The sequence below is a fragment of the Nitrospira marina genome (assembly GCF_059568365.1).
The window spans coordinates 2,674,334-2,694,692 of sequence record NZ_JCANTH010000001.1; the positions used below are offsets into that span (position 1 = coordinate 2,674,334).

The 20,359-nt window shown below is 50.5% G+C and carries 18 protein-coding genes; 4 read left to right on the forward strand and 14 right to left on the reverse strand.

From position 1 onward, the window contains the following. Positions 1-5 precede the first annotated feature (5 nt). From LX98_RS11200 to LX98_RS11210, 3 genes are all read right to left on the reverse strand, one after another. Entirely contained in the window at positions 6-1,112 is a 1,107-nt protein-coding gene (locus LX98_RS11200) for an ATP-binding protein (RefSeq protein ID WP_496428977.1), read from the reverse strand. Positions 1,113-1,149: 37 nt separating this feature from the next. After that, the gene (locus LX98_RS11205; RefSeq protein ID WP_496428978.1) at positions 1,150-3,228 is read right to left on the reverse strand and encodes a tetratricopeptide repeat protein; all 2,079 of its coding nucleotides are present in this window, start codon (positions 3,226-3,228) and stop codon (positions 1,150-1,152) included. A 237-nt stretch (positions 3,229-3,465) separates the two neighbouring features. Beyond that, a complete protein-coding gene (locus tag LX98_RS11210; protein WP_496428979.1) occupies positions 3,466-4,926 on the reverse strand; it encodes a sigma 54-interacting transcriptional regulator in 1,461 nt (486 codons plus the stop codon). Between the two features lie 290 nt (positions 4,927-5,216). Here LX98_RS11210 and LX98_RS11215 point away from each other — a divergent pair, with 290 nt between their 5' ends. Then, positions 5,217-5,444, forward strand: a complete 228-nt coding sequence (locus LX98_RS11215) for a hypothetical protein (protein WP_496428980.1) — start codon at positions 5,217-5,219, stop codon at positions 5,442-5,444. Here the strand turns inward: LX98_RS11215 and LX98_RS11220 are convergent, their stop codons facing one another. The 8 genes from LX98_RS11220 to moaC all read right to left on the reverse strand — a co-directional run bounded on the left by LX98_RS11220 (position 5,445) and on the right by moaC (position 13,302). Next, on the reverse strand, positions 5,445-6,089 hold the full coding sequence (locus LX98_RS11220) for a hypothetical protein (RefSeq protein ID WP_496428981.1): 645 nt from the start codon (positions 6,087-6,089) through the stop codon (positions 5,445-5,447). A 5-nt stretch (positions 6,090-6,094) separates the two neighbouring features. Beyond that, positions 6,095-8,392 carry an LPS assembly protein LptD gene (locus tag LX98_RS11225; protein ID WP_496428982.1) on the reverse strand — a complete coding sequence of 766 codons (2,298 nt, stop codon included), beginning with the start codon at positions 8,390-8,392 and terminating at the stop codon, positions 6,095-6,097. Next, positions 8,389-9,678: a glutamate ligase domain-containing protein gene (locus tag LX98_RS11230; RefSeq protein WP_496428983.1), complete on the reverse strand. Its 1,290-nt coding sequence runs from the start codon at positions 9,676-9,678 to the stop codon at positions 8,389-8,391. Before LX98_RS11230 ends, LX98_RS11225 begins: the two co-directional genes overlap by 4 nt. Before the next feature lie 150 nt (positions 9,679-9,828). After that, a complete protein-coding gene (gene accD / locus LX98_RS11235; RefSeq protein WP_496428984.1) occupies positions 9,829-10,689 on the reverse strand; it encodes an acetyl-CoA carboxylase, carboxyltransferase subunit beta in 861 nt (286 codons plus the stop codon). A 274-nt stretch (positions 10,690-10,963) separates the two neighbouring features. Next, a complete protein-coding gene (gene moaA, locus LX98_RS11240) occupies positions 10,964-12,025 on the reverse strand; it encodes a GTP 3',8-cyclase MoaA (protein ID WP_496428985.1) in 1,062 nt (353 codons plus the stop codon). Further along, on the reverse strand, positions 12,025-12,468 hold the full coding sequence (locus LX98_RS11245) for a molybdenum cofactor biosynthesis protein MoaE (protein ID WP_496428986.1): 444 nt from the start codon (positions 12,466-12,468) through the stop codon (positions 12,025-12,027). The genes moaA and LX98_RS11245 overlap by 1 nt, the downstream gene beginning before the upstream one ends. 25 nt (positions 12,469-12,493) lie before the next feature. Then, complete coding sequence (locus tag LX98_RS11250) at positions 12,494-12,751, reverse strand: MoaD/ThiS family protein (RefSeq protein WP_496428987.1); 258 nt, start codon at positions 12,749-12,751, stop codon at positions 12,494-12,496. A 47-nt stretch (positions 12,752-12,798) separates the two neighbouring features. Next, positions 12,799-13,302 (reverse strand): cyclic pyranopterin monophosphate synthase MoaC, encoded by a 504-nt coding sequence (gene moaC, locus LX98_RS11255; protein ID WP_496430595.1) that lies wholly within the window; start codon positions 13,300-13,302, stop codon positions 12,799-12,801. A 166-nt stretch (positions 13,303-13,468) separates the two neighbouring features. Between moaC and LX98_RS11260 the strand changes: the two genes are divergently transcribed. Both LX98_RS11260 and shc read left to right on the forward strand, forming a co-directional pair. After that, entirely contained in the window at positions 13,469-13,822 is a 354-nt protein-coding gene (locus LX98_RS11260; RefSeq protein WP_496428988.1) for a DsrE family protein, read from the forward strand. Between the two features lie 266 nt (positions 13,823-14,088). Beyond that, a complete protein-coding gene (shc, locus tag LX98_RS11265) occupies positions 14,089-16,614 on the forward strand; it encodes a squalene--hopene cyclase (RefSeq protein ID WP_496428989.1) in 2,526 nt (841 codons plus the stop codon). A gap of 197 nt (positions 16,615-16,811) precedes the next feature. On the opposite strand, the gene LX98_RS11270 is transcribed toward shc, so the two are convergent. Together LX98_RS11270 and LX98_RS11275 are read right to left on the reverse strand one after the other, a co-directional pair. Then, positions 16,812-17,834, reverse strand: a complete 1,023-nt coding sequence (locus LX98_RS11270) for an ATP-grasp domain-containing protein (protein WP_496428990.1) — start codon at positions 17,832-17,834, stop codon at positions 16,812-16,814. Then, positions 17,831-18,871 (reverse strand): putative zinc-binding metallopeptidase, encoded by a 1,041-nt coding sequence (locus tag LX98_RS11275; protein ID WP_496430596.1) that lies wholly within the window; start codon positions 18,869-18,871, stop codon positions 17,831-17,833. The genes LX98_RS11270 and LX98_RS11275 overlap by 4 nt, the downstream gene beginning before the upstream one ends. A 437-nt stretch (positions 18,872-19,308) precedes the next feature. On the opposite strand from LX98_RS11275, the gene LX98_RS11280 reads away from it, so the two are divergent. Next, positions 19,309-19,461 carry a hypothetical protein gene (locus tag LX98_RS11280; RefSeq protein WP_312640453.1) on the forward strand — a complete coding sequence of 51 codons (153 nt, stop codon included), beginning with the start codon at positions 19,309-19,311 and terminating at the stop codon, positions 19,459-19,461. 279 nt (positions 19,462-19,740) lie between these two features. On the opposite strand, the gene LX98_RS11285 is transcribed toward LX98_RS11280, so the two are convergent. Beyond that, the gene (locus LX98_RS11285; RefSeq protein WP_312640449.1) at positions 19,741-20,277 is read right to left on the reverse strand and encodes an HNH endonuclease; all 537 of its coding nucleotides are present in this window, start codon (positions 20,275-20,277) and stop codon (positions 19,741-19,743) included. Between the last annotated feature and the right edge of the window lie 82 nt (positions 20,278-20,359).

The window sequence follows — 20,359 nt, forward strand, 5'->3', positions numbered from 1 at the left end:
CTCCTTTATTGAGGAAAAAATAGTTTGACGGTCGTTCCTTTGCCGGTCAGGCTCTCCATCTCAATCATGCCTTGATGCACCTGCATAATGTCTTTCACGATCGGAAGTCCCAGGCCGGTCCCTCCCTGACGTTTCGAATAAAATGGCTGAAAAACCCGGGTGAGTTCTTCTTCCGACATGCCACATCCTTCATCCCGAATACTCAATGCCACGCCATTGACTCCGGTGGAGACGTCACTTCCCGGAGCCGGCCGAGAAGTCCGCCGGCACTGAATCTCAATTTGACCATCAGGCGGAGAGGCCTGAATGGCATTCAGGAGCAGATTCAAGAGTGCCTGTTTTAATAACTGCTCATGTCCCAAGATCTCGAGAAGCGAGGTTTCTCGCTGCCGGTGAATGGTCAGCCGTTTGGTTCTGAGGGGAAACGTGGCCAAGAGCTCCACATCATCCAACAGTTCCAAGAGGTTCACGCACTGCCGATTTCCCTTCAATGGCGTGGTGGAAGTTAAGAGATTCGAGACCAGTCCATCTAATGAACGAATGGCGTGAAGTAATTGATCCGCCAGCTCTTGACGTCCCTTGCCGGATGGACTGTCGCGCCCCAAAAGGGTGGCAAACCATTCAATACTCGCCAGTGGATTTCGAATATCATGCGCCAGCCGCCCAACCTGTTCTCCTATGGTCGCCAAACGTTGAATCTGTTCCGTCCGTCCACTGTGCGCATCCCCTTCGTATTTGAGATAACGAACCGTCAGACTGGACGGTTGATCCATACCCCCTAACGGACAATCCCAACAGGACATCCGGCCTGACTTCCACTTCCAATCGGAAAATGGTACTGGTGGCCATCCCAGGCTTGTCCAGACATCCTGAACTTGCCAGTTCATCTTTTTCCAATCGATTCCTCCCATCAGCACATGGGCCTCATGGTTAGCCGTCACAATCCGCCCTTTGCGGTTATAGAGCAAGGCAGGCAACGGAAAACTTTTCACCAAACGATGCAGGTGATGATGCAATCGTTGCGTTTCCGCATATTTGGCCTCTAGCGCCAGACTGAGGGTTTCACTGGAGATCGTCGGTTCCGTAAAAGAGTCGAGTGTCGGCCAGCTCAATTTCTCATTCCTCTTGCTACTCAAAGCGATCATCGGTTTAGGATTGAATTGGGGCATCGGGAATCCTGGTTGGTGGTATTTCATTTGAGGACATTTCATCCAACACCGCCGTGGCGGCTGAACGAATCGTATGTTCCAATTCTGGAGAACGGGTTTGTAATTGACGGATTTCAGCGAGCAGCGCGGCCGCTTCATCGGACTTCCCCATATATTCAAGCGAGGCTGCTAACCGATATTTGGCCCAGGTGTGCAAGGCCGCTGGCGCCTCAAAGGCCAGGGCTTGATCGTACAGATGCTGAGCTTCGACATAGTCCCCATGATCAAACATGGCATCCCCCAAACGGAGGACATCGGAAACCTGCGTAGGTTGAATGGACACCACCTGTCGGAGGTCTTGCACCACGGACTCCATCCGCCCGAGCGCTCGATAGGCGCGTGCCCGATTCCGGAGCACATAGCGTTGCTCCATTTCGCCGTCCACATGCTGGAGAGCCGCCGAGAAACCTTGTATCGCTTCTGCATAACGTTTGTCCGTGAGAGCTTCCAAGGCAAGAATGGTCTCCACCTGCCCACGCCCCTGGCCGCTGGGAAACTCCTGGAGATAGGACGCCCCCGCCTCTCGCACCCAAGATGTGTTTTCCTGCTCTTGAGCAACCACCACCTGCTGAAGACGAATGGTTTCCCGAAGGGGACTGTCGGGGTACTCATTAAGAAGTTGGCCATACCAATGCCAGGCTTCTGCCGGAAGGTTCACTTGCTGATAGGCTTGGGCCACCATAAAGAGGCGCTCCCGTTCCAATGGCACAAGCTGAAAGGCGTCTTGATAGTCGGTGTGAAACTTGAGTAACGGCACCCAGGCTTTCGAATCATAGAAGGAACGCATCTGATGCTGTAACAAGCGGGCGAGTCGATCCTGTCCTGTCTGACGCCTCTCCTCGGACGAGGTTACGACAATAAGGCGGGTATAGGTTTGAACCGCATCGGCGTATTCCCCCAGCACCTGATAGGCTTGCCCCATCCACAGCAGGCTTTCATCAGCCACATCCCTTTCTAGGGCATGACTAAGCATACCGGCCGTTTCTAAAACATAATCCCATGAGAGCGAGAGATAGATTTCCAAATCATCAAACCGATGATACACCTTGACCCAGTCCTCCTTGGCGTGCTCCTGGGTAACAAACGCCACGACCCATCTGGTCAGGGCGGCCTGTCCACGTCGACCGGGTTCCTGGTCGGCAAAACGTTGTCGGGCTTGATCGGCAAAATACAAGGCCAGATATTCATACCCGTCTTTCCGTAATTTTTCTGATATTTGGTTCAAGGCCATACCGGCTGGTTCCTCATGCGGATGAAGATTCACCGTCAACAAAAATCTGGATATCGCCATGGCGGGATTTCCAACCGCAAGTTCCGTTAATCCATACTGATACGATGAATTCCCAGATCGGCGAATGAGTTCAGGCTTTTCGGCTTCGACCACCCGGTACCAGTAGTAGGCTTGCCTCCAAGCCTTCGCCATGGCCGTGGCATCCGCCAACCCTAATGCGGCCTTCAGGCGATGGCCACTCCACTTGGGTTCTTCTACCACTCGTTTGAGAATCAGTGCTGCCTCCAAATATTGCTTATTGCTCAGATACCCTAGCCCGGCTTCGACCATGACTCCTCCCGCTAAGGGATGATCCGGATAGGACCGGAGAAAATCTTCGAATATGCCGCTGGCTTCTGAAAACCATCCAGCCTCCCAATACACATTACCCATGGCACACACGGCCCATGGGACATACACACTCTCCGGATCACTCATTTTCATCGCTTGCAGACGCTCGATGCGTTGAAATTTTTCTCTACCCGGTTCATCCAACGGATCAGGAAGAAAGGCCAGGACCCAACGGGTCCCTTCCGCAAACTGCCCATGCTCCTGCTCTTTTAGATAGGTGGCAAACATATTTCTGGCTTCCAGGAGTTGTCCGGCGCGTAAGGCATCCTGTCCCTGTCGAATACTTTCCGGCACAACCATGTCGCGGGAAACGTACCAGGAAAAATCAGAACACGGGCCTCCCAAAACTGCGCTGGGCCAGAAAACACACAACAGGGTAATCCAAGTAAATTTCCTCACTTTTGGGTTCTGCTCCAACCTGATAGACCTCTTCAGCAAAAATTAGACCGGAGTCATTCTTGCCGATGGCAAAAAATCGACCACAGGGTTTCCGTTGAAAAACCAGGAAGTTTTGCAAGGACAAGGACGACGGACAATATTGCCGACGTCAAGGAGTTGACGGAATGGTCAGAACCTCAGGCTTGTTCGGGATGGGAAGGCAAATACACGGCAGGAAAGGCCGGACGTCATCGATTGTTACACGTCGGCCAGATCTTCCGATGGGGTCGCACGTTGTGCGACCACTTCGGCCAGGGATTTCTTTTTTAACTTTTCTATGAGGGTGGTGCGATTGATTTGCAGGAGACGAGCCGCTTTACTTTTGACCCAATTCGTTCGCTCGAGGGCTTCAAGAATTAACCGATTTTCAAACTCCTCAACCGTTCTCGAAAGATCCATCCCGGCCACGGGAATTGCCGCCGGCATGGTGGGGAGATGAGAGGAGGGTAATCGCCGGATTTTCTCCGGCAAATCTTCCGGGACGATCATCCCCCGGCGTTTCAAGATCGCAATCCGCTCAACGATGTTTCCAAGTTCACGAACATTTCCCGGCCAGGGATATTCACATAAAAGACTCATCGCATCATCGGCCACTCCGGTGAGTTCCGCTTTCCGGCGATCATTGAACATCGTGATAAAATGCTGGAGCAAGAGCGGGATATCTTCGACCCGATGCCGTAGAGGAGGAACCAGAACCGGCACCACATTCAACCGATAAAACAAATCCTCCCGAAATTGTTTCGCAGCCACCAGCGTTTCAAGATCTTGGTTCGTGGCGGCAATAACCCGAGCATCCGATTTATATGTTCGAGTACCCCCCACTCGTTCAAACGTTCGCTCCTGTAAGACACGAAGAAGCTTAACTTGGAGCGGGGGACTCAGATCTCCGATTTCATCAAGGAAAATTGTTCCTCCCGTCGCTAACTCAAAACGTCCGACTCGAGATGCGACCGCTCCGGTAAAGGCACCTTTCTCATGACCGAACAATTCACTTTCTAATAAGGCCTCGGGAATCGCTCCGCAATTAACAGGAATCAGGCTTCCCTGGCGCCGCATGCTATGACAATGAATGGTTTGGGCAATTAATTCTTTGCCGGTTCCACTTTCTCCCAAAATCAGCACGGTGCTATCGGTATCCGCCACGCAATCGATCAGCTGAAACACTTCTTGCATCACCTGACTGGAGCTAATGAGTTTTCCCAGACTAAATTGGCCTTTGACGGTTTTTTTCAATTCGACATTCTCGTCCTGAAGACTCTTGACGCGTAAGGCACTGGCAAGCGTGGCACTCAGCACATCCACGGAGAAAGGTTTAGAGAGAAAATCAAAGGCACCGGCCTTAATCGCTTTTACCGCCATCTCTACCGACCCATATCCCGTCATGACGATCATAACCGGATGATTGGGAAGTTGCGTAATGCGCTGAACCAACTCAATTCCGTTGATGTCGGGAATCATCACGTCCGTCAAGACAATATCGAACCGGGAAGACTCGGCCAGGACCAAGGCGTCGCCGCCGGATTCCGTGTCCACAACCTGATGGCCCTCATCCTCAAGCTGCAACTTGATAGACTCCCGCACATCGATTTCATCTTCAACCAGCAGGATCCTGGCAACCTGCTTCGCGATAGCTGAACCAGCAGAATCGAACGCATCCATGAATAGCCTCCCTCTCAGCCCAGGTAAACGCACATACCGTTGACCCGGTTGTGCGGTAAAGGAACATAGCTACCCCATTTGACGGGGAAGGTCAAGGGTTGTCTTCTAATTTGCCCTAATCGTTGCCGGGTTCCTGCCCCTCGCCTTCAAATAATCAAAGAGACCCAAATTCCCCATGATCGATCAAATCCCCTTGAACCAAGGGTATATTTAAGAAAAATCCAACACGTTCCGACAAGAATATTTAGAGAAAAACGGAAGGAACCTCTGACGCACGATCCCGACGACCCATGGACACCCCACATCTTCCACAACCCGCTCCCATGCCGATATTCATCCTCTTTGATACCCAAACCGGCTATCTCTATGGTCACCTCTTTGCGACGGGGCCGGAAGATCCATTTCTGCAGGAAGTCATTGACTGGTGGAGCCATTATTGCTCGAACAGCCCTATTGGGGTGGATTACCCGGGCGTGACCAAGCATCCGGAATTGGCCAGTAGTCCTGCCTCCAATTAATCAGGGCAACACCGTCCAAATCGCCAAGCCGGATCGGAACACCAACATCAATCCGGACAGGTGGATGATCACAATATTCGCATTGGCTTCCGTCTGGTCAATCGCATTGCCGGATGGAAGATCTTGCGAAAAAAACCCTCCCGTCAACGCAGAAAATCCCAAGGCCCGTCGATTGGTAATGAACACGGCCACATAGTCAGTCACGATACTCTTCACCAACACCTCGCCGGCTCCCCAAGGTTCTCGTTTCCAACGACCAAGATCACTTTGAAAACCGTAGGCCGCCTGTTGACCTTGAACAATAATTATTTTGGGAGTGACCGTGGCAGTAATCACGTCCTCCGCCGAGGAGAGATTCATGTCAACCCACCGTTGCAACCGACCTGAAAATCCGAGCAACCGTGTGGTTGTCTGAACATATCCCGTCACACCTTTGCTTTCAACCACCAGCACGTCTTCCCCCGACGCCAACGCCTTTCTGGCAATTCCCTCGCCGGACGTGATGCCAAATAGCTGACCTCTTGCGGACGTGATGGTGACCTGATCAGTCACGACTTCTTGCGACCAGACATGAAGGGGCCAGACGGCTAAACTCCATAGAACCATCACCGGGACCGTGCACATTCGCATAGGTATAATATGCATGATGGTTAGCGATAGTCCCAAGGAATTCCACGCTCTCCCGCCATGATGGGGCCCAGAATCACCTTCATTAATTGCGTCCCATGCCCTTGGGTTCCCCACAACCCGGTCAAGCTGATGAGAAATTCAAATTGTGAGCGGTCAGGAAGCCGTGTATACGTGAGCCCGAGGGAAAAACATCGACAGGGATTTTGGTAGAGTCCGACCACATCCCATTCCGCAGTCTGTCCCGTCCGTAAGTCATGATACCACTTGGTGCCCAGGGTCACACCATGCGGCAAACGCACTCCACCTCCAGTCGTCAGATAGAGAATTTCCTCATCCGGAGCCAACACCTCATTAAACGACACGGGGTTCCAAATATCTCCCCGGCGGACTCTCGTTCCCTCTTTGGTGTACCGCTGACCAACGGTCATATACCATGTCTGCCGGCTTTGGATGAGCACATCGGTGTTCATCTGAGAAAAATATTTCCTATTCGGATCGTAGAAGGCATCGACCCTCAGATTGAAGGCCGAGATAAAGGCTGAGGAATCGACCGGTGAATGAAAATGCCCCCGTGTCCAGATATCCGAAAACCGGGAGGCGAAGGGTGGCGGATTGGCCACATGATAACTTTGGGCAAAGAACAGATCCAACCAGGCATTGGATTTTCCGCCACCAATCTGGCTCAGACGATTTTTCAAGGAATAGGTCACCAAACTCTTTTGGATTAAATCATCCACGGCATCGATCTGAACTAACTCCGACTGTTTCGTCTGTGGCACATACTCATAAATCACATTCGGTTGTAGAGAATGCCGGATCCAATTCCCCTCGCCGAGGGAAAACCGTTTCGAGACATTCGAGAACAATTCAGCCCCAACCCAAAAGGTTTCACGATGTTGGGCCGATTTCTCCGTGAGCCCCCGCGTATAGCCTACTTCACGAAATTTCACCTGGGGACGGAAACCCAAGGCATGCCCCAGATGGAGCCCTTCCATTGACAGTCCCGGCATCACATCGATCCGACCGACATCGAATCCTGTCTGCCTGTGAAATTGTACCGCGGTCGTTTCCGCAGTCAGCGATAGGGGACTGCCCAAGACACTGGGATTCATGAAGCGATGCCCGATTTCGGGTAACCGCTGAAAGGTCGTACTCCCGCCGGTGCTTAACGGCTGAATATATTGGCCAGAAAGATATAGCGCTCCATGATCAAGCCGTTGCAAAATAGTGAGATGCGACTCTTGGCTGGGTAAAGCCCGCTGAGTCCCGGAACTGCTAAGATTTTGCAAGACCGTTCGATCACTTGAAAAATTGGCGCGCATTCGTAAGGACAAATCAGGATTGAATTGTTGAACATGCGCTCCTCGAACTTCGGCTCGCCCACGATTTTGCTGGGTATCATAGAGCGAGCGTATCAACCATTCTCCCTTTGTGAGCCGATTCCACACATAGCGATATTCCAGATCCGCACCTCCTCCACGCTCCGTTAAGATTTGGGGGGAAATGGTTAAATCATTGCTGGGGTTGATGGCCCAAAAATACCCCTGCCGATACTGGTAACCGAATTGCGTATTGTACCCGGTCGTAGGAAATAAGAATCCGCTTTTTCGAGAAGCTCCCAGCGGATATCGAAAGGTGGGAAGCGGGATGACCGGCACATCGTTTACATTGAACCATACGCCCTTACCAAACAAGCTGTCCTCATATTCCACATCCATATCATGAAAGTTAAATCGCCAGGCTGGAATCTCGCCATTCTTCGCATCACAATTGGTAAAGGAACCCTCCTTGACCCGATAATGGGTTTCAGAAAACCGCTGAAGCCGTCGCCCCGTCACAAAGGAATTCTGCTCCTTGAGAAAAATATTGCCGTTCGTGATCACTCCCGCTTCGGTATTAAGATTGAGCTCAAGCTCTTCCGACCAGATATCGGTCTTCACATCCCGCAAGTGCACATGACCACGCGCCGTGAGACGCCCCGTGAGCTTTTGAAGGGTGGCTTCATCCGCATTGAGATGAATGGGTCCACGTGTGATATCCACAGCTCCGGTAGCATGATATTCTTCCCGATCATTATCATATTCAATTCGGTCGGCATTAATGGTGACGGGAACTCCCTGTGAGGTTGGTTCAGCAAAACCCTTCTCAGTTGAGGATGCTGCAGGAACTTCCTCGGATTCACCAACGGAGAGGTCCGATTGCCCGAACACGGTTTCTCCCGTTGCCAGTATCGTGATAACGATCAATATACCAAGGATCAATCCATGAGACCGGCGCGTGAGAACACGCCGGGCATCTCCCAGGCTCGCACACGTCACGTTCGGAAACCCGGCTGAGTGAGCCGATTGAGTACCTCCCCAACCAGAAATAACGACCCGGTCACACAGATCACGTCTGTGGGATTCGAGATGTCTTTGGCCCTGCAAACAGCCTCCCATGAATCTGCCAGTAAACACGGCACCAGGTCTTTACGATCGACGGCCTGATTGAGCTCATCTACCGACGCCGCCCTTTCCATCCGTGGCTGGGTGAGAATCAGGTGGTCTACAATTGGTATTAATACACGCAGAAATCCGTGAAGATTCTTGTCGCGCATCATCCCAACCACCAAAATGAGTTTTCGTCCCGCGCCATCATGAATTTGTGAGTGGAGAAAGTCAAATAACACGTGAGCACTCGCAAGATTGTGCGCGCCATCCAGAAGCAGAAGTGGATTTCGTTGTACGATTTCTAATCGACCTCTCCATCTCACGTCTTGTAAACCGGTCCGAATGGCCGACGGTGAAATAGGGAAGATGCGATCGACGGCCGTCTCCAATAACGCAAGAGCATTTGTCGCATTCACCAACTGATGCCGGCCGGGCAAATTCGTCTGTAGGCCTGGAATAGTCCATCCCGGCCCTTGATAGGTAAAAGTCGTTGCGCTGGTTTCCAGAAGGGAAAACTCCTGCCCCATCCGAAAGCAGGGTGCCTGCCACTTCTTGGCCTGGGTCTCAAAAATCTGAAGAATATCTTCCGGCATGGGTCCCAAAACCACCGGAGCCTTTTGTGTAATGATGCCGGCTTTCTCCTTCGCAATCTTCTGAAGAGAGTCTCCCAAATAGGCCTCATGGTCGAAACTAATCCCCGTTATCAAAGCACCCATGGGACTCAACACATTGGTCGCGTCAAACTGTCCGCCCATCCCGACTTCTACCACCGCAATGTCCACTTGTTGGTTTTGAAAATGTAGAAAGGCCAGCGCGGTCGTAAATTCAAAAAAGGTGAGGGTCGTGAGAGGATTGGCGGTTCGCCGTATCTCCTCGGTCAGGGCACAAACCGAATCTTCCGAAATGTCTGTTCCCTGAACACGCATGCGCTCCCGGAAATCAATCAAATGCGGGGAAGTATACAGACCAACCCGGTACCCGCTCGCTTCAAGGATCCTGGCCAGCATGGCTGAGGAAGAACCCTTTCCGTTCGTGCCGGCAACATGTAGGGTAGGATAACGGTGCTGAGGATTCCCCAGCCTGCCAAGAATATCGGTAATAGCTTCCAGGCCGAGTTTGATACCAAACCGGTGCAAGGAGAAAAGATAGTTAAGCGTTTCTGGATAGCTAGCCACAGGAATCGAAACTGGGCGGGAGACGATAAAGGGAAGGAGATTTCGTATCAATAATAACTACAACGTAGGGCTTTCACCATAAAGGGGATAGCCCATCGTCATGCCTGTTGAGATCCACCGGGGCACAAGGAAAGCCTGCCCTTTTGGCCATTACGCCGGAGAGGAAGAGAGTTCAGTGACGCAATGCGAAAGCAACGTTTCCAGGGTTGGCTTGAGAATTTTTCGTTCCACGATATGATCAACCATGCCATGTTCCAACAAAAACTCAGCACGCTGGAAGCCTTCAGGCAAATGCTCTTTGATCGTTTGTTCTATGACCCGCGGGCCGGCAAACCCAATCAGCGCCTTCGGTTCCGCTAGAATAATATCCCCTAACATTGCGACACTGGCAGTGACCCCCCCAAAGGTCGGATCCGTTAACAGGACAACAAAAGGCATTCGAGCCTCTTGTAATTTCGCCAGAGCTGACGCGGTTTTGGCCATTTGCATGAGTGACAAAGTCCCCTCTTGCATTCGTGCGCCACCGGAAGTCGTAACTAACAAAAACGGCATATGCTCCGTCAGCGCGTGGTCGATTGCCCGACAAATTTTTTCGCCGACCACCGATCCCATGCTCCCACCCATAAATGAAAAATCAAAAATTCCAAGCGCCACGGGCTTCCTGCCAATTTGGCATCGCCCGGTCAAAATTGCTTCTTTTTTTCCCGTTTTTTCTTGGGCTTTGTGAATGCGCTTGCGGTACGGCAATGTGTCCACAAATTGTAGGGGATCTCCTGGAACTAAATCTTCATCCCATTCCTCGAATGAACCAGGATCGACAATCAATTCCAATCGCTCACCAACCGATAGCGGAAAATGGTATTGGCATTTCGGGCAGACTTTTAAGTTTCGCTCAATCTCGCGTTTGAAAATAATGGCGCGACACACTGCGCATTTAACCCACATCCCTTCCACGATTTTAATGGACGTACCTTCGGGATCCGTGTTTTTATTCCGTTTAAACCATCCCATAAATCAGTCTATCCTTAAGCTTCTCTCATGAACGCATCGCACGCGAACCTAGATATAGATCTGGCTGAGATAAAGAAAATACGAGAAAGGCAGGGAAAGAACACAACAAGGAATCATGGATTCCGACACAGTCTTCGATCACGACACACGACATTACCATAGGGAGGTTGAACCGGCAAGAATCAGTTGAAGAAGGCGCCTCTCACTCCCAGACTGTTGGGGGTAAATTGGCAGGAGAAGGACGCGACACGGATTATGGAGAAAACGCGGGGGATCAACCTCCCCTTGCATGCATTTCCAAATGCGGATCTTGGCGCAATCGCTCAATGTCAATGTACCGGCCACGGCCACTGACCTGTTCAAGCTCTTTGCGTTCTTCCGCCCCTCGATCTTTTCGGGTTTCCCAGACAGACTGGATGATGGAGAGAATATCCGTGCGTGATCGTTCCATTCGAAGGAGCTTGCGAAGGTCAAGGCCGGTTTTGGCATACAAGCACAAATACCACATCCCGTCAGCCGTCAACCGACTCCGGTCACATGTCGAGCAGAAAGGCACAGTAGTGGAAGAAATAATCCCAAATATCGTTCCATCTGACAACCGGAATCGCTGCGCAGGAGCCGAACTGACCTCCTCCACCGGCTCGACCGAACCATAATACTCACCGACCATCTTCAAGATTTCTTTCCGGGAAAGAACCTTTTCCGCTGACCAGTCATTGGCTCCGCCTACATCCATATATTCGATAAAACGCACTTCTCCGTTGACCTGCTTGCCGTATTCAATCAAGGGAATGACTTCATCTTCGTTGTATCCCTTCATGGCGACTGTATCCAGCTTCAGCCCTGTGAACCCGACCCGCTCCACTGAAGCAATGCCTTCCAACACTCTGTCCAACGTATCGCGTCGAGTCAGCGCTTTAAACCGCTCGGGCTTCAACGTGTCCAGACTCACCGTGACGCGATGGAGCCCGGCATCAAAAAGGGCCTGCGCCTGTTCACTCAACAACACCCCGTTGGTGGTCATCGCAATATCATGAATGCGAGAGTTTTGACGAAGCATTTTGATGAGTTCCGCAACGTTATTGCGTAATAGAGGCTCGCCTCCGGTAATACGCACGCGATCAACTCCCCGATCTGAAAACACATTCGTCAGGAAGGCGATTTCTTCAAACGTCAACAAATTTTCCCGAGGAAGCCACACATAATTTTCCTCAGGCATACAGTACTGACACCGTAAATTGCATCGATCGGTCACGGACACCCGCAAGGATCGTAAGGGACGTCCCCAGACATCTTTGACCGCATCCGGCAGAGTCACGCCTCCCCCCCCATCCATTATGGGTGTTCCTCCACCCACACTTCGCCTTCCGGCGTCGTTTCCATTTTCCAGATTGGAGTAATTTTTTTGAGTTCATCAATACACCATTGGCAAGCCTTAAAGGCATCGGCACGATGTTCAGCCCCAACAATGATCAGCACAATATTCTCACCGATTTCAATGGGACCATAGCGATGGAGGACCAATGCCTCAATAATGGCAAAATCACGAAGTGCCTGTTCTCGGATTTCTTTAAGTTTTTTCTGGGCCATCCCTTCGTAGTGATCAAAACTCATGGAACTCACGTCTCGACCCTTGGAGCGATCACGAGCCGTCCCCAAAAACATAGCAATACCCCCGATTCGACGGGACCGGGACCTCACTCGATGCAATTCTTCATCAATTGAGAAATTTTCCAGTTGCACCCGAACCAGCATACTTTCTTCTAATTCAACAGCCATCGGATTGCCCTTTCTCCTGAGCTCATCATTCGCCTGATCCTCCCGCAAAGGGAGGCAATAATGCGACCTCATCAGCCGTGTCCAACACCGTGTCCCAATGAGCAATTTCTTGGTTCACCGACACCAGCACTTTTTTCTTTTCGAGCAATTCACCAACCTGAGGATACTCCCTCTGTATAGTATAAACCAGATCCTTGACCTGTTCACCTTCGGAAAAGGCCACTTCTAAATCCTTACCTCCAGGAATCATGGTCTTTAACATCCCGAATAATTTAATCTTCACGATTTACAACTCCCACGATCAGGCTCGAAGAATGGGCATCATTTTTCCTACCTGCCTTTTTGCACACGGATATATGTTCCTGACTTTCCTCCGGATTTCGAAATCAGGGCTATCCCTCCAAACTCCATGCCTTTATCTACCGCCTTACACATATCGTAAATCGTCAGAGCTGCCACGGAAACAGCGGTCATGGCTTCCATTTCCACTCCGGTATTTCCGGTGGTTTTCACCGTTGCTACAATCGTAATGACACACCGTCCATCCGAATTAGGCTGGGAATCTTCTATGAAGTCAACATCCACTCCTGTGAGAAGTAAAGGATGGCACATCGGGATCAAATCCGGAGTCCGTTTGGCCCCCATCACGCCGGCCACTTGAGCCACGGCTAGCACATCACCCTTCGCAATCCGACCTGCATGAATTTTTTCAAGGGTTTCCGGCAGGACAAACACTTTTCCCTCTGCCACCGCTACACGCTCGGTCGGATGCTTGTCCGTCACATCAACCATTCGAGCCCGTCCGGATTCGTTAAAATGCGTAAGATTTGCCATCATCAAAAATAATCAGAGATGAAAATTTCTCTTGAAAATCAGTAAATTATAAAGACAGAGGAAAAACGACGTCAAGCAAAACATCCCTCCTGAATATTCTCTTGACAGCCAAGCTCATTCCACCTATAAACAGTCGTTAAACCTTATTATTCAGAGGGTTTCTCTCATGGACTCCACCACCATTACAGCCAATCCTACTCTCGCCAATAAAAAATTAGGCCTCCTGCTCTCAACCTCACCCGAACATCCCAATGCAGAGACGGTTTACCAACTCTCCAAAACCGCGTTAGCTAATAAGATAGATACCTATTTGTATTTCATTGATGAGGGAGTCAGAAACCTAGAGGACCCGAGATTTCCGGAGCTGGCGAAGAACGGCCTAAAATTATTTGTGTGCGCCTATGGATGCCAACAACACCACGTCTCCACCGACGGATATGGTAAGGAAGTGACCTTTTGCGGCTTGGTTATTCTCTCAAACATCATCGACGGGTGCGACCGTTTCCTGGCGTTTAATTAATTCCCGCCCCATTTTCTTCTCTGAGCTTCTGCCAAATGATACCCAGATATTCGAGGCAGTTATTTTGTGGACCAAAGGCATGGCAAGCTTCCTATTCCTCCATTGACCTCAGCAAGCGGCCTGATTGGCATGGTGAATGCCATTTTCATCAATTTTTTGCGGCCCTGACTTTAAACCAGCCCGGATCGTCCTCTCTTCATACCTAGTGTTTACAATCAAAAATTTTCGATTGAAACTAAACCAGCCAGACGGTACAGTAATAATCCATGCTAACTTCAACCCGTTATTTGATCCTTGAGACCGCCATAGACCTGTTGGGACGAAACGGGGTCAGTGGTTTGACACTTGAGCATGTCGCTAGAGAAGCCGGTATCAGCAAAGGCGGCTTACTCTATCATTTTGAGGGAAAGGAACAGTTACTCGCGGGGCTCATAGAGTTACTCATACAGGATTTGGAACGGAAACAGGTTGGAGAATTTCTCACTAGCTCCATTCATGAGGAGCATCCCAGTATGGCTCTTGACCATGAAATTGTCGACAATCCCGTCCATAATCGGTCACTTCGAGGAGAAGAAATTGCATCCATTCTCATGGCAGCTTTTTCCATCAACCCCCATCTACTCGAGCCCATTCGAGAGCGGTACCAAAATTGGCAGAGCATTTTTCTGGCCAATACCGTTGATCCGACTCGTTCCCTTTTAGGGCGGCTGGCTGTCGAAGGACTCTGGTTCAGCGAGGCCTTAGGATTAGCGCCTCCCACGCGCGAGCAACGAGCCACATTTGTTTTGGAGATCCAATCTCACACACAATCAGGAGAACCCATGAGAGACACGTCCGCTACCACCATACCAACACCGCCTAATGACGCCTTTGCGGAATTGGCTTCCTTTAAGTCACATGTGGAGGAACTCGAACGCCAAGCCTACCAACCTACCCAATCCTCTGCGCGTGCACTACTGGCGAAACAAAATCCGCGAGGTTTTTGGCAGGGCGATTTAACCGCCGACACCACATTGGAATCCGACTACGTATTGCTTTTACTCTGGCTCTATCCACCAGAGAACGGTGTGTGGGAGCCAAGAATTCAGACCAAAGTCAAGGAAGCCATCCGCACCATTCTTGACCGGCAACTTTCAGATGGTGGATGGAACATTTATACGGAAGGACCCGCCGAAGTAAACGCCACGACCCGTGCATATGTGGCGCTTCGAGTTGGGGGCTATGATCCCGACCAACCGCTGATGCAACGTGCGCGTGAACGCATTCTTGCCCTCGGAGGGCTTCAAGCCACCAATAGCTACACGAAGAATAACCTGAGCATGTTTGGTCTCTTCCCAAGAAAGTTCACACCGAGTGTTCCACCTGAGCTCGTCCTTATCCCTGGAAATGTCTTGTATGAAATTTCATCGTGGAGTCGGGCCATCGTTGTCCCCCTCTCCATTCTTCAAGCGTCCGGAGTACAACACACAGTGCCCGGAAATTGGACCGTTGACGAACTCATGGTGCCCAATCGAAAACTGAGACTCCCAAGAAAAGATCCCTTTTCTCTCCTGTTTCATCAGGTGGACAAGATATTGAAACTCTGGGAAAAGCGCGGCTTTAAGGATGTTCGCGCCAAGGCGATACGCGAAGCGGAGAAGTGGATGCTCGATCACATGCGGTTCACGGATGGATTGGGAGCGATTTTTCCAGGAATGATGTATGCCCTCATGGCGATGGATGCTCTGGGTTATGAGCGGGACCACCCGGACTTCATTGACACACTTGGCCAGCTTGAAGGTCTCATTCTTGAGAAAGAAGATGCTCTGCAGTTCCAGCCAAGCTTGTCCCCGGTATGGGATACCGCTATCTCAATGTTTGCATTAGGAGAACTTGGTGTTGGTGAACCGCAAGCCATGCAGCGGGCAGCTGATTGGTTATTGAGCAAAGAGATTCGCCGCAAAGGAGACTGGTCGGTCAAGCGACCGGATTTGCAGCCTGGAGGATGGCCTTTCCAATTTGCGAATGAACTCTACCCGGACATCGACGATACCGCCATGGTCTTGTTGGCCCTACAGCATGCCAAGGCCTCTGATCCCGACCGGCAGACCCGCGCCGAAGGTCGTGCCATCAACTGGTTATTAGGGATGCAATCCTCAGACGGGGGTTGGGCTGCCTTTGATGTGGATAATAATTGGGCCTTACTGAATAAGGTCCCATTCGCAGACCACAATGCCATGCTTGATCCCAGCTGCCCTGATATAACGGGGCGGGTGTTAGAGGCACTCTGTCGGCGTGATTACACATACCAACACCCGGCAATCGCGCGTGCCGTCCAATTTCTTTTGGGCCATCAACAACCCAACGGGAGTTGGGATGGACGCTGGGGCGTAAATTATACCTATGGGACATTCCTCGCCGTGCGTGGCCTTCGCGCAAGTGGCTCCCCGACTGCAAACGCCGCAATCCAGCGTGCTGCCACCTGGGTGCGCTCAATCCAAAATCAGGATGGCGGTTGGGGGGAAAGCTGTGCCAGCTATGAAAAGCAGGAATTTGTTCCAGCATCAAGCACACCTTCACAAACAGCCTGGGCCTTACTTGCACTTGAAGCGGCTGGCGATCGAACATCAAAACCTGTTCATCGTGGAATCGACTGGCTGCTCACCCATCAGAATCAGCAAGGAGGGTGGGACGAGGAACTCATGACGGGAACCGGATTCCCTAACGTTTTCTATTTGAAATACCATTTGTACTCGCACTACTTTCCATTATTGGCCCTTGCTACTTGGCAGGCAGGTTTAAAGAACTCATAACCATGCTCTGCATTCAAATAAACGAATTCACTCTTGAAATTTTTACAATATTCTTAGAAAGTTTCGCTATTCTGTGAAATAAAAATAATACTCAAGGAAATCATTCTGCGGGCTATTCTAAGAATTAGAAGCAATGGGCAAAAAGTCCTACCGACAGCCCTTCGACTTTGCTCCTGGCAGGTTTTTCAGAATCCCCCCTATCGCTGGCTTTCAGGCTTCCAGCTCAGACCGATATTCAGAATTCGTTGAATCAGGGCTTCATAGGAAATACCGGCTCGTTCAGCCGACTCAGCCAGATCCTCGCCATAGGCCAGTTGGGCATTGGGATTGGCTTCCAATATATACAGGTGCTCCTGGGGATCCAACCGAAAATCCATGCGGGCATAGCCGTTTAATCCCAAAATATGAAAAACCCGCTTTGCCGTTTGTTGAATATGCCGCACCAGCTTGGGATGTAACCCCTCAACCTCACCCGATTGAATTCCATATTTTTTTTGATATTTCGTGCTCCATTTCACCCGGGCCGTGGCAATCGGCAAAGCATCAGGAGGAAGATTTTTCAAGTGCAGCTCCCAAACCGGCAGGGCTTGCAATCGTCGATTACCTAACACGCCCACATAGAGTTCCCGTCCTTCAATGTACCGCTCGACAATGACGCTCGTGCCCACACTCTGATGCACAAACTCAACACGTTCTTTGAGTTTGTCTTCGTCATGGACGATAGAGGCTTGAGAAATGCCGAGAGACGCTTCTTCACTAATGGATTTGACAATGACCGGAAAGGGAAACTCTTCTGCCCACTTGATCACTCGCCCCAGTGGATAGACCACAAACTCCGGGCATCGGATGCCATGGTAGGCCATAATTTTTTTTGACCAGCCTTTATCCCGAGTGAGCACGAGCCCCTTGGGATTACACCCGGTATAGGGAACTCCCAGGAGCTCCAAATAGGACACGACATTTTGATCGAACTCCGGATTGCCATTGAATTCTTCCAGCAGATTGAAAGCAATGTGCGGCTTCCAATCCGTTACCAGTTTATCAATCACGCTTAAATCATCCCTGACACCGACAGCCATAACCTCATGGCCAAGATCCCGTAGAGTCGAGACCACATCAAATTCGGTTTTCCATTCAACCTCAGCCAAATCGGCATGCTCCACATCCTCGGGGGGCACGAGATCCTGATGCATAAGGGCCATGACGCGAAGCTTCCTCATAACACCACCCGATGTCGTCCACCATGCAAATAGTTCATCGTTTGCACCGTCAATAAAATCGTAAAATCCACTTTGGCCTGCTCTTCAGGAACAGCTAACCGCAAATTCCGTTCACGGCAATGTGCCATCATATCTTGTAAAACTTGATCAATGGTATATTGATACTCTCCCGTCCATGCCGCGACTTTCCGGCGAACTTCTTTTCTGAATTTCCTGATAAAATTCTCCGCGGACGGATTTGCCGATTGATCCGGATCCCCGGAAAAAAGACGCCGCAAGTCCCGGTCATAAAAGTTTGGGTAGTCCAGGCCATACCGTTCCCGCTTGTCCTGATAATGTTCCCGGAGCGTTTTGTGCAGTCGCTGGATAGGGTCAACCTGTTCCCTGGTTGTCACAATTGGCGCAACCCCCGCCAACTCCTTCATTAGCCCGTCCATATATTCCAATTTTTTAAGTGCCGGCCATCCGGCATAACGCTCACGCCAGTGTGAGTGCGGTGTGAGCCAGACGGCAAAGGTTTCGGCAAAATCCTCGTCTGGATGACTCTGGGCATACCACATATCAAGATGCAACACAAAACTTTTACTATAGGGTTTTGGCAAATAACAATCGGGATACGGAACCGAAGTATGCCCGAACATTTGTTGCCGGCTACGCCGCCGCCGTAAGCGGTAGGCATTCTCAATCGCATGCCCCGTTTCGTGTCGAAGAATCCGCATACACCATTCGGGGGTCCCGCCCTCCACTTCCAACATTTGATTAAGTTCCAGCTTCGCCAACCGCGGATGCCCCATATAGAAGGGCACGGCAAGGCCCGGCGTGCCGTCAGGCGAATACCAATCGTCGGACAACCAGACATGGGGGCGAAACACTAACCCGTGATCCTTCAATTCGCGGTATAACTGACGGACGCATTGACCCAATTCAGTTCCGGAGATGCGGATTTTCAAATCCGACAACCGGAGATTCAACAACTGTTCATCAGTCCAGGAAACCCATTCAGGCTCTGCGGGGACAGGGGGCTGAGAATCCGGCAAAAGATCCAAACTCACAACCTCCCATGCCAGTGTCGATTTTGAATCATCATCAAAAACACTTTCCTGTGAATCAGACAATGTTCCCTTGACAGACTCTTCCGCAGCAACCGCCGGATGATGCTCAAATCTTCACTCCATTTCCTCGATAAGTCAAAACCTCGACCATGCCTCCCCTATTCTCATTTTCATACTTGCATTCCATAGCTTTTACCTTTTTGCCTATGGTAGATTGCCTCTCTTTTTTAGGATTCTTTCATTCAGGACCATGCAATTTTTTATTTACACTCCGAGTCAGCGCGTCTGAAGAATCAGTGCTCAAGGCTTTATTCATTTTTGGTCCTCATTCATTTTCTCGGCCAAACGCCTGTACGCTCTTTTCCCTGTTGATTCTGACGACTCCTAAAAGCCTGACCGGTAAAACCACAGGAGATTCATCTATGTATCGCTGTGAAAAATGCCAGGGAACGATGTTGCTCGATCGGGAAGTCGACATGGAATCAGGAATGTCTCTTCTGGTTTTCTGGTGTATTAATTGTGGCCTTCGGAAACAAGCCGAGCGGGCACCGATTCCTCTCATCGAAGTATCGTAGCGCAAGCGTTTGATTCCTCAATCGTTCGACCCGAATTGGCAGATAACTCCTGAGCGTCCTACCTATTCGGGTCATTGGTGAACATTTTCAGGAAATCGGGGAAAAAGAGACAGAGTAGGAATGCCTCAACTCATCGCGCACCATTCCTGCTTGGGTTCGGCAAGGCGTCGGATTCGCTTTATGTGAGAGCATGAAGTTCCGCTTTAGGTAGTCCGTCACCGGGGACAAAAGAAAGATGGCCCCGGTGACAACCATCAGGAACCAGGAGAGCCGGAGGATCTAGGAATCCGCATCCAATTCCACATTCCAGTATAAATAATCCCGCCAACTTTCCGGAGCGTGGCGGATACCGATCATCAGTGTCAGCCGGGGGGTCCATTTAGGCTTGACGGGCTCCTTGAGTAATTTCATCCCTGCCTCATGAGGAACACGCCCGCTTTTCCGGTTATTACATCGCCAACATGCTGTCACAATGTTTTCCCAGGTTTTCTTTCCACCTTTGGCAATAGGCACCACATGATCAAATGTCAATTCTTCAGTGCGAAACCGTGCATAGCAATATTGGCAGGTATACCGGTCACGGGTAAAAATATTGATACGAGAAAATTTCACCGCATGATGATTCGAACGAAGCTTGACCATGTTGAGAAGACGCATCACGGAAGGCAATTTAAAGGAAATGGACACCCCTCGAATATCCCGATCATAAAATTCAAGGACTTCGACTTTTCCTTGCCATAACAAATTGATGGCTTTTTGCCAGTGCACAACTCGCAATGGCTCATAGGTAGCATTGAGTAGGAGAGTCATTTCCATACAAACGTACTCTAAAAACCTCGCCGGATTGGGAAACCCTGTTCCTATATCACCGACGAATCAAGAGAATCAAGAGAGACCA